General features: G+C 51.6%; 9 protein-coding genes and 1 rRNA gene. 9 read left to right on the forward strand and 1 reads right to left on the reverse strand.

Annotated features, from left to right (window positions below; genetic code table 11):
• Window positions 1-2802, forward strand: a complete 2802-nt coding sequence (locus QME66_01505; protein ID MDI6807642.1) for a molybdopterin-dependent oxidoreductase — start codon at window positions 1-3, stop codon at window positions 2800-2802.
• Window positions 2802-4166, forward strand: coding sequence for an 8-oxoguanine deaminase (locus QME66_01510; GenBank protein ID MDI6807643.1), 1365 nt, complete (start codon window positions 2802-2804; stop codon window positions 4164-4166). The genes QME66_01505 and QME66_01510 overlap by 1 nt, the downstream gene beginning before the upstream one ends.
• 145 nt (window positions 4167-4311) lie before the next feature.
• Here the strand turns inward: QME66_01510 and QME66_01515 are convergent, their stop codons facing one another.
• Window positions 4312-5736: an OmpA family protein gene (locus tag QME66_01515; GenBank protein MDI6807644.1), complete on the reverse strand. Its 1425-nt coding sequence runs from the start codon at window positions 5734-5736 to the stop codon at window positions 4312-4314.
• Between the two features lie 546 nt (window positions 5737-6282).
• Between QME66_01515 and QME66_01520 the strand changes: the two genes are divergently transcribed.
• The 7 genes from QME66_01520 to QME66_01550 form a co-directional block, all read left to right on the forward strand.
• Window positions 6283-7770 carry a peptide MFS transporter gene (locus QME66_01520; GenBank protein MDI6807645.1) on the forward strand — a complete coding sequence of 496 codons (1488 nt, stop codon included), beginning with the start codon at window positions 6283-6285 and terminating at the stop codon, window positions 7768-7770.
• Between the two features lie 67 nt (window positions 7771-7837).
• Window positions 7838-9313, forward strand: a complete 1476-nt coding sequence (locus QME66_01525) for a pyridoxal-phosphate dependent enzyme (GenBank protein ID MDI6807646.1) — start codon at window positions 7838-7840, stop codon at window positions 9311-9313.
• Window positions 9314-9380: 67 nt separating this feature from the next.
• On the forward strand, window positions 9381-10457 hold the full coding sequence (locus QME66_01530; protein MDI6807647.1) for an ornithine carbamoyltransferase: 1077 nt from the start codon (window positions 9381-9383) through the stop codon (window positions 10455-10457).
• 36 nt (window positions 10458-10493) lie between these two features.
• Window positions 10494-11528 (forward strand): ornithine carbamoyltransferase, encoded by a 1035-nt coding sequence (locus tag QME66_01535; GenBank protein MDI6807648.1) that lies wholly within the window; start codon window positions 10494-10496, stop codon window positions 11526-11528.
• Window positions 11529-11538: 10 nt separating this feature from the next.
• The gene (gene arcC / locus QME66_01540; GenBank protein ID MDI6807649.1) at window positions 11539-12483 is read left to right on the forward strand and encodes a carbamate kinase; all 945 of its coding nucleotides are present in this window, start codon (window positions 11539-11541) and stop codon (window positions 12481-12483) included.
• A 35-nt stretch (window positions 12484-12518) separates the two neighbouring features.
• Window positions 12519-13778 carry a threonine synthase gene (gene thrC, locus QME66_01545; protein ID MDI6807650.1) on the forward strand — a complete coding sequence of 420 codons (1260 nt, stop codon included), beginning with the start codon at window positions 12519-12521 and terminating at the stop codon, window positions 13776-13778.
• Window positions 13779-14155: 377 nt separating this feature from the next.
• Window positions 14156-15060: ribosomal RNA gene (locus tag QME66_01550) — 16S ribosomal RNA — on the forward strand; the annotation flags it as partial.

The raw sequence follows: 15060 nt of genomic DNA on the forward strand, positions 1-15060 counted from the left end.
GTGGAAATACAGGTAACGATCAACGGCAAACTCCACTCAATTCAGACTGATCCGAATGTCAGAGTCGCCGATTTACTGAGGGGCCTCGGGCTGCTCTCGGTGAAAATCGGCTGCGATTATGAAGGCACCTGCGGCAGCTGTGCCGTCCTGCTCGATGGCCGGCTTATTAACTCCTGCCTCTTAAGTGCCGGTCAGATTCACGGCCGGACCATCACGACAGTCGAAGGGATAAATCAGGGACGACAACTTCACCCTATTCAAAAGGCATTCCTTGATGCCGGGGTTGTCCAGTGCGGCTATTGCACGCCGGCAATGGTCCTTGCAGTCTACGAACTCTTGGGCCGGAACGCGCAGCCGGACAAGGCTGAAATTCAGGACGCCCTTGCCGGAATACTCTGCCGCTGCACCGGCTACGAGCAGATCTTTCAAGCCGTCAGTCGGCTCACCGGGGACACTGCAGCAGATCAGGACGAAAGTTTCCGGAAAGATCTGCGGATTGTAGGGAAAGATGTGCCGCGAATTGATGGCTATCGGCTGGTTACCGGCAAGCCTTCATTCGTTGAAGATATGATCCAGCCAGCAACCCTCCATATTGCAGTTCTTGGCAGCCCGCATGCCCATGCGCGAATCCGCAGCATTGACACAACTAAAGCCGAGGCATGCCCGGGCGTTGTCCGGGTATTCACTCATCTGAACACTCCGAAGATATTCTACAATTCTGCCGGACAGGGATATCCGGAACCATCCCCGTATGATCGCCGCCTTATCGACGAAAAAGTCCGGCATGTTGGCGATCGCGTGGCCATAATTGCCGCAGAATCCAGGGAAATTGCCGAGAAGGCCCGGGCGCTTATTGAGATAGACTACGAAATTCTGCCGGCAGTTTTTGACCCCTTTGCGGCAGCCCGGCCGAATGCGCCTTTGGTTCATGAACGGGACCCGAAAATTGATCCCCTGTCCATTGGCCAGATCGCCAGTACCAACCTGGCTGCGTCGAGTAGCGGAGGGATTGGCGATATTTCCCTGGGACTGAGCCAGGCGGATACGGTTATTACCAGAAACTACAGCACCTCAAGAGTCCAATGCACGCCCCTCGAAGCCCATGTTTGCCACACCTATCTCGAAAACGAACGGCTGGTGATCCGGGCCTCGACCCAGGTCCCCTGGCATTTACGGCGAATTGTGGCGAGAGTTCTTGGTATCAGGGAGAACCAAATTCACGTTATCAAGGAGAGGATTGGCGGCGGTTTTGGAGCAAAACAGGATATCGTTGTTGAAGATATGGTCAGTTTCGTGACCTGGGAGACGGGCCGGCCCGCGTTCTACAAAATGACGCGGCAGGAAGAATTCGTTTCTTCACGCGTCCGGCACCCGATGTATTTCGAGATCACGGTCGGGGCCAAGAAGGATGGCACCTTGACCGCGATTGACATGAAACTCACCGCAGACACAGGCGCCTACGGCTGTCACTGTCTCACTGTGCCTATGAATTCCTGTTCAAAGTCGTTGCCGCTTTTCACCTGTCAGAATATGCATTTCGAGGTGCGGTCGTACTACACCAATAGTCCGGTTGCCGGGGCATATCAAGGCTACGGCGCTCCCCAGGGTTCGTTTGCCATCCAGCTGGCTATGGCAGAAATGGCCGACGCGCTTGGCCTCGATCAGATCGAATTTCTCCGCAAGAACATGGTTCAGAAAGGGAGCCGGCTGGAAATCTTGAAATGCCTGGGAGAAGGGCAGGAGGGGATTCCTCAGGTGGTCAGTTCCTGCGGCTTGGCGCAATGTGTCGCCCTTGGGGCAAAGCAGATCGGCTGGGGAAAAAAGGAAAAGAACAGCGATTCCAGCTCCCTCAGAAGAGGGAAAGCCATGGCCGTCATTCAGCAAGGGTCCGGCCTCCCCGGTATTGATTCAGCCAACGCCTCTCTGCAGATGCTTGGAGACGGCACCTTCATGCTCTTAATCGGTGGAACGGATCTTGGAACCGGTCTTGATACGATGGCCGTTAAGGTCGCAGCTGAGATTCTCGGGGTAGATGTTTCAGATATCTCTCTGCTGGCAGCTGATACTGATGCTACTCCATTTGACAAGGGGGCGTATGCTTCTTCCGGCACCTATTTTACCGGCATGGCAGTCTATCGGGCTGCGGAGAAAATGAAAGCAGAAGTCTTAAGCTCTGCCGGCGAAATCTTGAAGGCGGATCCAAAATTACTCAAGATCGCCGCACCAGGGATGGTTATCGGAAACGGGCTGAAAATTTCTTTCGCCCAGATTGCCCATAAAACTCAGGGCGGCGAAGGGATTGGCCAACTTATCACTACAGCTTCCTTTGCCACGCATGAATCTCCGATCCCATACGGGGCCCATTTTGCCGAAGTAGTTGTCAATACCCTGACCGGCCAGGTCACGGTCGAAAAATATTTCGCCGTGCAGGATTGCGGAACCCCGATAAACCCCAATCTAGCCAAAGGGCAAATCTTTGGCGGAGTCTTGAAATCCATTGGCCACACTCTCTATGAAGAGCTGAAATTTGATGAACACGGCCAATGCCAGAATGCCAATTTCCTCGATTACAAGGTCCCTATGATTCTCGATCTGCCGGAAAAGTTTGAAGCGACCCTGGTGCCGGTAGATGATCCTTTGGGACCGTTCGGGGCAAAGTCCGTTTCAGAAATAGCGACGAACGGAGCCGCACCGACTATTGCCGCTGCCATCCATCAGGCGGCCGGCATCTGGATTCGGGATTGGCCGATCTCCCCGGCCAAGGTTCTGGCGGCTTTGAAAGAAAAGAATCGCAAGGCGTAATGGCAACGCTTCTCCTGAAGAATGCGGACGTCATGGTGACGATGGACGCGGCACGCCGCGAGATCAGCAACGGTGCGCTGTTCGTCCGCGACAACGTCATCGAAAATGTCGGGGCGACCGATGAACTAACCAAAACCGCCGACCGGGTTATCGATGCGCGTGGGATGATTGTTCTCCCGGGTCTCGTCAATACACACCATCACCTCTACCAAACGCTGACGCGCGCCATCCCGGCCGCGCAGGACGCCGGCCTTTTTCATTGGCTCAAGACGCTTTACCCGATCTGGGCGGAACTGACACCCGATGCGGTCTATACCAGCGCGCTGATTGGTCTGGCTGAACTGGTCTTGAGCGGCTGCACCACAGCCGCCGATCATCTCTACATCTTTCCCAACGGCTCGAGATTAGACGACGAAATCCGCGCCGCGCGCGAGATTGGCATTCGTTTTCACCCCACGCGCGGCTCGATGTCGCTTGGCGAATCGAAAGGCGGCTTGCCGCCCGACCGTGTGTGCGACGGCGAAGAGGCAATCCTGCAAGACTCGCGCCGCGTGATAGAAGAGTTCAACGATCCCGAACCGTACTCGATGTGCCGCGTATCGCTCGCACCCTGCTCGCCGTTCTCCGTTACGCCGGAACTGATGCGCGAATCGGCGCACCTGGCGCGCGCGTACAACATTCGCCTGCATACACACCTCGCCGAGACGCGTGACGAAGAGGATTTCTGTCTGCAAAAATTCGGCTATCGTCCGGTCGATTATGCGGAACATCTCGGATGGCTGGGCAGCGACGTGTGGTTCGCGCACAGCGTCTGGGTCAACGACGCAGAGATCACGCGCTACGCGGTGACCGGCACCGGCATAGCGCACTGCCCGTCGAGCAACATGCGGCTCGGGTCCGGCATCGCGCCCATCGTCAAGATGCTGAAGGCGCGCGTGAACGTCGGTTTGGGCGTAGACGGCAGCGCATCGAACGACTCGTCGCATATGCTCGCAGAGACGCGGCAGGCGATGCTCCTGCAGCGCGTCAGCGGCGATCCGCGCGCTCTCACTGCGCGGCAGGCGCTCGAGCTGGGCACGCTCGGCGGCGCGAGTGTTCTGGGGCGCAACGACATTGGCGCGCTGGAGAAAGGCAAGGCGGCAGATTTCATCGGAGTCAACGTGAACAGGCTGGATTTTGCCGGCGCGCTGCACGATCCGGTGTCTGCCCTCGTCTTCTGCACGCCGCCGCGCGTGGATTTGTCCGTCATCAATGGCAAGGTTGTCGTTGAAGACGGTGAGTTGACGACACTGGTTCTGCCGCCGGTGATTGAGCGGCACAACCGGATAGCCGGGGAGATGGTTCAGCGCGCGGGCGTGCGGTAGCGAAGGGTCGTGCTTAGCCACCCTCGGCGTGGTTATGGTTATCTGGTCTACTTCTTCGCAGGATAAACAGTAATCTTATCCCATGCCTGTTGAGTATTCATGAAACCTCCCGCAGGTTTGCTGCGGGAGGTTTCAACTCGGAGAATTACTTCACTATCACCGCCTCAACCCTTCTGTTCCGTGTTCTTCCTTCGGGAGTCTTGTTAGTCTCGACCGGCTTGGTCTGGCCGTATCCGCGCGCGGAAATTCTGTCCTGTGGCACACCGAACTTCTCAACAAGCGCTTTCATCACGGCGTTTGCCCGCTCTTCAGAGAGTTTCATGTTTGCAGCGGCGATTCCGCGATCATCGGTATGCCCCTGAATTTCAACCTTAATGGCACTGTTGTTGTTCATGAAATCGGCAAAACGCTTTATCTCGGGATAGTACTCTTCCTTCAACACCGACTTGCCGGAGTCGAATTTGATGTTCAATACTACGGAAGTCACGCAGCCTGCCGAGTCGACCCTTGAGCCAACGGGAGAATTTGGACATTTGTCGAGATAATCGGGTACGCCGTCACTGTCGCTGTCGAGAGGGCAGCCCCTGGCGTCTGTCTTTACACCAGCAGGCGTTCCTGGGCATTTATCGAGATTATCAGGTATCCCGTCACTATCGCTGTCCTTGGGCGCAACTGTGAGTTTGCAGCCACTTGCGTCGACCTTTTCGCCTTTGGGCGTTCCTGGGCATTTGTCGAGATAATCGGGTACGCCGTCACTGTCGCCATCAAGAGGGCAGCCGTTGGCGTCGGTCTTTACACCAGGAGACGTTCCTGGGCATTTGTCGAGATAATCGGGTACGCCGTCACTGTCGGTGTCAAGAGGGCAGCCCTTGGCATCGGTCTTTACACCAGGAGGGGTAGTCGGGCATTTGTCGAGATAATCAGGTATCCCGTCACCATCGCTATCGATGGGACAGCCTCCTGCATCGACCTTAACGCCGATGGGCGTATCGGGACATCTGTCAAGATCGTCAGATACTCCATCATTATCGCTGTCCTTATGCCCCCATGGAAAGCTGAGTCCGAAGGTCGCGACCCAATCCGCCCTGTTCCCAAACAGGTATATCTTCCGTATCTCGGTACGAATTGACGTGCCTTTCGGCAACAAGTAGTTCACGCCCAGGCCGCCGTCAATGCCAATCGTATTGCCATCCGATTCGTCGACGATATAATCACCGCCGCCTCCCGCTGTCAGATATGGCTGAAACTTTTTAGCCCACAGTGCGGGAAGATAGTAATTCGCATTCAGGCGGTAGGCGAGGGCGAAGGGCTTCACATTGTCCCCGTAGTCCGGGAGTTTTAACGTGAAAACCGGGCCGATACCTGCTTCAAGGCCAAGATTGTCTCTAAGCATCCGTTCAACCAGAAGGCCGGCTTCCACCCCATCGCGAAGATCGCGCTTATCATCAAAAAAATGATATCCCAGGTACGGTGTAACATAGAATAGCCCCGATTCTTTTGCCCCGATGGGTTTTGCGTCAAAGAACAAAGTCAGAACAATTGTTGCGAGCAGTACTCGTTTCAGAAGCATCTTGCTACCTCCTCGCTAGTATTGCCCCGACTCTGTCAGTCGCAGATGCAAACAACCACGAGTCTGCGACCAGTCGCACAACTGGTGGCGGCGCACACTGAGTCATATGTGAGCCCCTTTGTTAGATACAATGATATGCTGAACTGCCTCCAGATCTAACTGACCCTCGCAGGCATTGTATTCCGATTCAAAATAATATGTCAAACAGCTGCAACCCGGTGGCTGGAGAAGGCCTGTCAGGAGGGCGTGCTGCAACAGGTCTCAAACTGCCGTCTCACTTGGGCCGATCAGGCTCGCACTTGGCGCGTTTGGAGGCGACTTGCCCAACCTCCTCATCATCGCGTCCTTCGTCTTCATCGTCGCGAAGACGCTGTTTTGAGAAGAGAAGGTGGCGAAGAAGTAGATCGAAGCGCCGCGAGCCCGACGCCGCAGTGTGAGGCGCTACCAAGTTTTCTTGACTCATGTCGGGCCAACACTTACACTCTGGCACGTTTTTCAATCGTGTTGCCGCCCCCTACATATTGACCCCCAGCAAGGGAGATTCGAATGAGCAACCCAAGTGTGTTGCAGAGCGGGGAGAAGACGTGGATGGGACACCCGCGCGGCCTGAGGACCCTCTTCTTCACGGAGCTTTGGGAGCGGTTCAGCTACTATGGCATGCGCGGAATCCTAGTGCTGTTTCTGGTAGACGCCATGCGGGGCGGTTTTGCCATGAGCACCGCTACCGCCGCGGCCCTCTATGGACTTTACACATCGATGGTCTATCTCGTTGCGCTTCCGGGGGGCTGGATTGCGGACAATCTGACGGGACAGCGGAACGCCATCTTCACGGGCGGGGTCATCATTGCTTGCGGTCACTTCAGCATGGCGATTCCGACGACTTATACGTTCTATCAGGGTCTCATCTTTATCATCATCGGAACCGGGTTATTAAAGCCAAATGTGAGTGCGATTGTTGGCGGTCTGTATCCCGAAGGCGGTGCACGGCGCGACGCCGGGTTCTCCATCTTCTACATGGGCATCAATATCGGTGCCCTGTTCGGTCCACTCATCTGCGGATACCTCGGCGAGAACATCAACTGGCATTACGGGTTCGGCGCTGCCGGCGTCGGCATGGTGCTCGGGCTCATCCAGTACAGGTTGGGCTACAAATACTTCCATACTGTGGGCGTTATGCGTCACGAAGACAAAGAGAAAAAGGCGAGGGCCGTGCGAAAGCTGGCCATGGGGGTCGGATTTCTGCTCGTTGTGATCGCAATCCTGGCGATCCTGCGGCTGAGCCTGCTGAAGTTCACGATCCAAGAGTTCGCTCGAGGACTCGGCTACTTTGTCGCTGTCCTTGCCATTCTCTATTTCTCTATGATCGTGTTTCTTGGAAAGCTGGAGAATGCCGAGAAGAAACGCATCGGCGTCATCTTCTTCCTGTTCATTGGCGCGGCGCTCTTCTGGGCAGGCTTCGAACAGGCCGGCTCCTCGATGAATCTGTTTGCCGAGCGCTTGACGGACCGTGTCTTCTTCGGATGGGAGATGCCGGCGAGCTGGCTGCAGTCGGTCAACCCGATCTTCATCATTGTTCTGGCACCGATTTTCGGCTGGCTTTGGGTTGCACTGGCTTCCAGGAAGCGCGAGCCCTCGATTCCTGTCAAGTTCTTCTTGGGTCTCTTGCTCCTCGGCGCCGGATTCCTGGTGATGGCGTGGGGATCGCTGTACGCTTCAAGCGGCGGGCCAGGCGTGAGTCCAATGTGGCTGGTAGTCACGTATTTCGTGCATACGCTAGGAGAGCTATGTCTGAGCCCGGTGGGTCTCAGCAGCGTCACCAAGCTTGCGCCCAAACGTCTTGTCGGCCAGATGATGGGCACATGGTTTATGGGTGCGGCGCTGGGTAATCTCATTGCGGGCCTGGTCGCGGGACAGTTCGAGACCCTGCCGCTACCGAAACTATTCCTTATGGTGGCAGTGATTGCTGCCGGAACAGGCTTTATCTTCCTAATCTTCAGCAGGCCCATCAAGAGGATGATCGGCATTGTAGTCTGAACGCGAGAGCGTGCCAGATCCTTGTGTAGCTCTGTTCATTCGCTTCACGGATATGGAGGATAGTTGAATGTTTTTTGACTGGGGAAAGAATGAAGAAGTCCTTAAGAAAACGATAAGAAGATGTAAGGAGAGACATATCGTAATCCCTACTTTTGCCGAGCAGAAAAATCCCGCCTTGATTCCGGACAAGATCAAAAAGAAACTGAAAGATGTGGGTCTCTGGGATGTGGACCCGGTGAATCTTTTCAGGATAACCTGGAAAAACAATCCCAGAGAGAACAAGGGGGACGGGTTATTTGGCGATGTAAACTATCTGGAAATGCCTTCTGAGCTCACTGGTGTAAAAGCTAAAATAATCGGTCTTATAGGCAAGTGGTTTCCCACAGGCGCACATAAGGTGGGAGCTGCTTTCGGCTGTCTGGTCCCCAGGTTAGTGACAGGACAGTTTGACCCTACCGCGCAAAAAGCTGTCTGGCCCTCCACGGGTAACTATTGCCGGGGGGGAGCTTTTGATTGTTCCCTTTTGGCCTGTGATGCTATTGCGATTCTGCCGGAGGATATGAGCAAAGAAAGGTTTGAATGGCTGAGAGAAATCAAGACCAGTGAGATTATTGCAACTCCGGGCTGTGAATCGAATGTGAAAGAGATATATGACAAGTGCTGGGAACTGAGAAAAGAGAGAGGCAACAAGATCGTAATCTTCAATCAGTTTGACGAGTTTGGGAATTCTCTCTGGCATTATGAAGTCACGGGGGCAGCTATTGAAGAGGTCTTCACTAAGATAAAGGACAAGAAATCGCGCTTGTCGGGTTACGTATCTGCTACCGGCTCGGCCGGAACAATAGGGGCTGGCGAGTATCTGAAGAAAATATGTCCGACCATTAAGATCGGAGCAACCGAAGCTCTGCAATGTCCGACGCTGTACCTGAATGGTTTTGGCGGGCACCGGATTGAGGGAATCGGAGATAAACACGTGCCCTGGATTCATAATGTCAGGAATACAGACAATGTTATTGCAATTGATGATGAGAATACAATGCGGATCCTGAGGCTATTTAATGAGCCCCGGGGGCAAAAGCTTCTTGAGAAACAGGGTCTATCCAAAGCATTCATCGAAAAGCTTCCTGTTTTGGGAATCTCCAGCATATGCAATCTCCTGGCGTCGATTAAAATGGCAAAATATTACGAGCTGAATGAAAATGATGTGATATTTACTATTTTTACTGATTCTGCTGCGATGTATGCCTCGCGTGTTGAGGAACTTGAAGAAGAAAAAGGCAGGTACACGGATAATGACGCTATGATTGACATGGAAAGGTATTTACGCGGAGTCGGGATCGACTGGATAAAAGAACTGGATTATTACGAGAGAAAAGCTCTTCATAACCTTAAGTATTTTACCTGGGTGGAGCAGCAGGGTAAGGCAGTTGAAGAATTGGATGCATTGTGGGATCCTGAAACCTGGAACGAAATATACGAAGGCACAGCAGGCAAGTTTGACAAACTTATAGGAGAGTTTAACAAGACAGTAGGAATACTGTGAGGAAACCAGGCAAGTTTTTGCTTGTGGCTTTATATTGATCGCGTGAAAAGAAAGGAGGATGTATCTAATGAAGACTGAATCGTTCAATGGAAAGGATTGGATTGATGCTGAGCTGGATTTTTCAAAAGAGGAGTGGGAAACATTGATTGATGTGGCTTTGGACTTGAAGAGAAGGTATGCCACAGGAGAGGACTGCACGCATCTTTTGAAGAACAAGACATTGTTTACAATGTTCTTCAACCAGTCACTTCGCACGAGAAGCACTTTTGCAGCCGGGATACAGCAGTTGGGAGGTTTTCATGTTGACTTGGAGCCCGGAAAGACCTACACCCCGGCAAGAAAGGGCTATGAAGTCCCGTACAAGACGGAAAGGATTTGCGATGTAGCCAGGATGTTGAGCCGGGTAGGTGATGCTATTGCAGTCCGCATGTATGGCGAGCCGGCACAATGGATCTATGGGTTTGCAAATGCAACAATCAAGGAATTTGCATATTATTCTGATGTGCCCGTTATCAACATGGAATGCGATAAATTCCATCCCACACAGGCTTTGGCAGATATGATAACGGTGAAAGAGAAGTTTGGCGGTTTCAAGAAATTGAAATTCGTCATGTCCTGGGCATATTCAGGTTCGACGCATAAACCGTTTGCAGTACCGCAGAGTCTGGTCCTTGCACCTGCAAAAATGGGCATGGATGTTGTATTCGCCAGACCCAAAGGTTTTGAGCTTGACCCGGAAGTCATAAAGCAGTGTCATAAGTTTGCAAAAGAAACAGGCGGTTCCTTCAAAGAGACGGACAATATGGAAGAAGCCTTTAAGGGTGCAGATGTGGTTTATCCCAAATGCTGGGGATCAGGAAAGTATTTTGCCAAAGTTGACCAGAATGGGAAAAAGATAAAAGAGGAAGACCTGGATGGTATGCAGGGACTTTTTGAGAAGAATAAGCACTGGATCTGTGATTCCAAGAAGATGAAACTAGTCAAACCTTCAGGAATCTATATGCATTGTCTGCCGGCGGACCGGGACATGGAAGTGACTGATGATGTGATTGATGGACCGCAGTCAGTTGTTATCGATGAAGCAGAGAATAGATTGCATGCTCACAAAGCAATAATGCTTATGTTGATGGGAAAGAGAATATAGACGGAATAGGTGCAAAGAGAAAAAACAGAGGGAAAGATGGCTGAGACAAAAACAAAAAAGAAGATCAATTTGGCTGGGAAAGATCTGATTTGTACTGAAGACTGGTCATTGGATGAATTGACTCATACGTTAGAGCTTGCAGAGGATATGCAGAAGCACAGATTCGCGCCGAAGTATGCGAAGATTCTGCAGAACAGAACTTTCTTCATGTTTTTCTATAATCCTTCTGTCAGAACCAGACAGTCCTTTGAATGCGCTGCAACTGAATTGGGTGGACATGCGCAGTTCTTAACGCCTGAAGGTATGCGCTTGAAGACCTCCAAGTCTGCCGGAGAGACTACGGAAGATGCTGCAAAGGTTATGTCGAGATATGCGGCTGGCCTAGGTATCAGAATACTGGAAGATAAGGTTTCATATTACGGACAGGGAGAAGAGCTCTTGCGGGAGTACGCAAAGTGGTCCGACATTCCCATCATAAGTATGGCGCACGACAAGTATCATCCCTGTCAGGGGCTTGCCGATGTCATGGGGTTAAGAAGGCATATAGGTAAGAACCTGAAGGGCAAGAAACTTCTGCTTTACTGGGGACATGGTGCACTGGGAAGGTCATGGTGTTCTGTCCAGGAAGCAGCGCTTTTGTATACAAGATTCGGAATGGATATTACGATTGCGTCACCCGTAGGATATGACCTGGATCCGGAAGTTATGGAAAAAACGAAAAAGCATTGTAAGGAAAACGGCCGGAAGTTCGAGATAATTCATGATCCGGTTGAAGGTTACAGAGGTGCTCATGTCGTATATTCCAGGAACTGGATGAGTCCCAATGCATACCATGACGGCGAATTCCGTAAACAGGAAGAAGTCGACAAGGCATTGAAACATACGGACTGGATTTGTGATTCTGCCAAGATGAAATTGACCGATAACGGGTTATATATCCATCCAATGCCGATCGACAGGGGCCATGAAGTATCAGATGAAGTCGCTTCCGGTCCGAACTCCATAATCTATGATGTGGCTGAAAATCGGCTTCATGTGCAAAAAGCCATCATGGCATTGACAATGGGCTAGGCAGGATTTTATGGCTAAGAAAGTTGCCGTAGTAGCAGTCGGAGGAAATTCCCTGATTCTGGATAGCAAGCACCAGACGGTTCAGGATCAGTATATGGCAGCGCGCGAGACTATGAAGCATATTGCGGAGATGATCGTAGAAGGATGGGATGTCGTAATCACACATGGCAACGGCCCCCAGGTCGGATTTATCTTGGCCAGGTCTGAGTACTCCCGTGGGATCCTACATGAAGTGCCTTTGGATTCCTGCGGAGCAGATACACAGGGAGCTATCGGCTATAATTTTCAGATGGCACTCACCAATGAATTTAGAAGAAGGGGAATAAACAAATCAGTTGCGACAGTGGTGACACAGGTATTGGTTGACAAGAATGACCCATCCTTCAAAAAGCCTTCCAAACCGATCGGACAGTTTTATTCTGAAGCCGAAGCACGACAACGAGAAGTTAAGGACGGATGGACCGTGGTAGAGGATTCCGGCCGGGGTTGGAGAAGAGTTGTTCCTTCCCCAGACCCCAAAGAGATAATAGAACTCCCGGCGATAAAAACTCTGATTGATGCAGGAGTAGTGACGGTGGCAGTAGGAGGAGGAGGAATCCCTGTTATTCGTGAAGAAAACGGCGATCTAAAAGGTGTCGCTGCTGTAATCGACAAGGACTTTGCCTCATCACTACTTGCCACGCTTATTGGGGCAGACCTTCTTCTGATATCAACCGCCGTGGAGAAAGTCTGTCTTAATTTCGGCAAGCCGGATCAGAAGGAAATAGGCAGAATGACACTTGCTGAAGCGAAAAAGTATATCGATGAAGGACATTTCAAACCTGGCTCAATGCTGCCGAAAATAGAAGCGATAGTAAGATTCTTGGAAAACGGTGGAAAACAGGCACTCATTACAGATCCCGCGCATATTCCGCAGGCATTGAACGGCAAGACCGGCACTTTTCTCACAACATAATAATTGGCGAACAGGTTACGGGCTTATGGAGGGCTATGGGCTTAGAATTCAGTAAAATATTAGGGTTCAAATGCATTTCCTGCGGCAGGGAGATTGAAAAGGCAGAATATACCTGCCCGGAATGCTCCGGGAATATGGATGTGGTCTATGACTACAAGAAAATAGCCAAGTTTTTTAGCAAGAAAGACCTGGTGAAGAACAGAGATTTCTCAATCTGGAGATATTCTCCCATATTGCCTGTAACTTCTCTCAGAAGAATACCCTCTCTGCAGATCGGTGTTACTTCTTTATGCAGCATAAGAAGATTGAATGATGAATTGGGGATTGAAAATCTTCTTTTCAAGGACGATACAAAACTGCCTTCGGCTTCTCTTAAGGACAGGGCTTCTGCAGTGACTGTTGTTGTCGGGCTTGAAAAAGGGAAGGAGATTTTTACGACAGCATCTACCGGAAATGCAGGCTGCGCCCTGGCATGTATCTCTGCCAACATGGGGTTGAAGTCCATAATTTTCGTCCCGAAATCAGCGCCCAAAGCAAAGATAGCGCAGCTTTTGCTGTATGGCGCAAGAGTGATAGCAGTGAACGGGACCTATGACGATGCTTATGATTTGTCCTTGAAAGCTTCGGAGAGATTCGGGTGGTATAACAGAAGTACAGGTTATAACCCCTTTACCCGGGAAGGGAAAAAAACAGCCTCTCTGGAAATTGCGGAGCAGATGTCTTGGGAAGTACCGGATTATGTTTTTGTTCCTGTCGGCGACGGCAATATAATAAGCGGCATCTGGAAAGGCTTTGTCGATCTATATGAATTAGAGTTCATCAAAAAACTTCCGAAACTTGTAGCAGTTCAATCCGACAAATCCGATTCAGTAACAAGATCCTATGAAAACGCAGTTAGTCGTTCGCAAGAATCAAAAGATATTAAGATCATACCGGTCAAGGCAACGACGGTTGCAGATTCAATTTTCGTTGATTTGCCCAGAGACGGGGTTGCTGCCGTGAAGGCAATAATGGAATCCGGGGGAGGGGCTGTGAGGGTATCAGATGATGAAATACTGAAGACCATTAAATACCTGGCCGAAAAGACAGGCATTTTTGCGGAACCTGCCGGGGTGACAAGTTTTGCCGGTTTCCTGAAAATGTTCAAGGAGAGGAAAGTACATTCTGCTTCCACAGTGGTCTGTCTCATAACCGGAAACGGTCTGAAGGATATTGATTCTGCCTTGAAAGTCAGCGGTTCGCCGGAAACAATCGACCCCCAAATCTCTGAACTTGAAAAGATAGTCCGACAATGATCTAAGCGACTAATCGACGGGAATCACAAGCAATCCATGTTGAATGGTATTGTTCCTGAAGCGGGCAGAAAATACGTAAGAGTTGAACGGGACATGACGAAAGAGTAGATGGAAGTGAAATTTGGTACTTGACTTATTCCAGGCATGCGGTTACACTACACGTAGGCTTGATCGTTGCTGCAAAAAGTTTCCGCAAAATAGTTCTTGACAGCCGCAAGAGCCTTTGATAAGTTGATTAACTGCCTGAAGTTTACCTTCAAGGTAAGTTCTGCTCTTTGAAAACTGAAAAGCGCTGAGAGTCGATCTGTCGATTCTTATGAGGATCAAGAGCTAATGAGTGATGCCTTGTTGAAAGGCAACATTCAAAGGTTTCTCTGACAATGGAGAGTTTGATCCTGGCTCAGAACGAACGCTGGCGGCGTGGATTAGGCATGCAAGTCGAACGTGAAAGGGGTAGCAATACCCCGAGTAGAGTGGCGAACGGGTGAGTAGCGCGTGGGGAACCTGCCTTCGAGATCGGAATAACTTCTCCAACGAGAAGCTAATACCGGATGTGGACATCGGGTCGCATGGTCTGGTGTCCAAAGATGGCCTATGCTTGCAAGCTGTCGCTCGAAGATGGCCCCGCGTCCCATTAGCTAGTTGGTAAGGTAACGGCCTACCAAGGCTACGATGGGTAGCTGGTCTGAGAGGACGGCCAGCCACACTGGGACTGAGATACGGCCCAGACTCCTACGGGAGGCAGCAGTCGAGAGGCTTTGGCAATGGGGGAAACCCTGACCAAGCGACGCCGCGTGGGCGATGAAGGCCTTCGGGTTGTAAAGCCCTGTCGTGCGGGAAGAAGGCTTCGGGAGTTAATAGCTCTCGAGGCAAGACGGTACCGCAAAAGGAAGCTCCGGCTAACTCCGTGCCAGCAGCCGCGGTAATACGGGGGGAGCAAGCGTTGTTCGGAATTACTGGGCGTAAAGGGCGTGTAGGCGGCCACAAAAGTGGGATGTGAAAGACACTGGCTCAACCAGTGAACCGCATCCTATACTGTGCGGCTTGAGTACAGGAGAGGAGACTGGAATTCCCGGTGTAGCGGTGAAATGCGTAGATATCGGGAGGAACACCTGTGGCGAAGGCGAGTCTCTGGCCTGATACTGACGCTGAGGCGCGAAAGCCAGGGGAGCGAACGGGATTAGATACCCCGGTAGTCCTGGCCGTAAACGATGGGCACTAGGTGTGGGAGGCATCGACCCCTCCCGTGCCGAAGCTAACGCATTAAGTGCCCCGCCTGGGG

The organism is Candidatus Eisenbacteria bacterium (genome assembly GCA_030017955.1).
Classification (GTDB): Bacteria; Eisenbacteria; RBG-16-71-46; order JASEGR01; family JASEGR01; genus JASEGR01.

Bases quoted from the DNA above. Each gene is read 5' to 3' on its own strand.
- QME66_01510 (MDI6807643.1), top strand. From the start codon at position 2,802: ATGGCAACGCTTCTCCTGAAGAATGCGGACGTCATGGTGACGATGGAC.
- QME66_01515 (MDI6807644.1), bottom strand. From the start codon at position 5,736: ATGCTTCTGAAACGAGTACTGCTCGCAACAATTGTTCTGACTTTGTTC.
- QME66_01520 (MDI6807645.1), top strand. From the start codon at position 6,283: ATGAGCAACCCAAGTGTGTTGCAGAGCGGGGAGAAGACGTGGATGGGA.
- QME66_01525 (MDI6807646.1), top strand. From the start codon at position 7,838: ATGTTTTTTGACTGGGGAAAGAATGAAGAAGTCCTTAAGAAAACGATA.
- QME66_01530 (MDI6807647.1), top strand. From the start codon at position 9,381: ATGAAGACTGAATCGTTCAATGGAAAGGATTGGATTGATGCTGAGCTG.
- QME66_01535 (MDI6807648.1), top strand. From the start codon at position 10,494: ATGGCTGAGACAAAAACAAAAAAGAAGATCAATTTGGCTGGGAAAGAT.
- arcC (MDI6807649.1), top strand. From the start codon at position 11,539: ATGGCTAAGAAAGTTGCCGTAGTAGCAGTCGGAGGAAATTCCCTGATT.
- thrC (MDI6807650.1), top strand. From the start codon at position 12,519: ATGGGCTTAGAATTCAGTAAAATATTAGGGTTCAAATGCATTTCCTGC.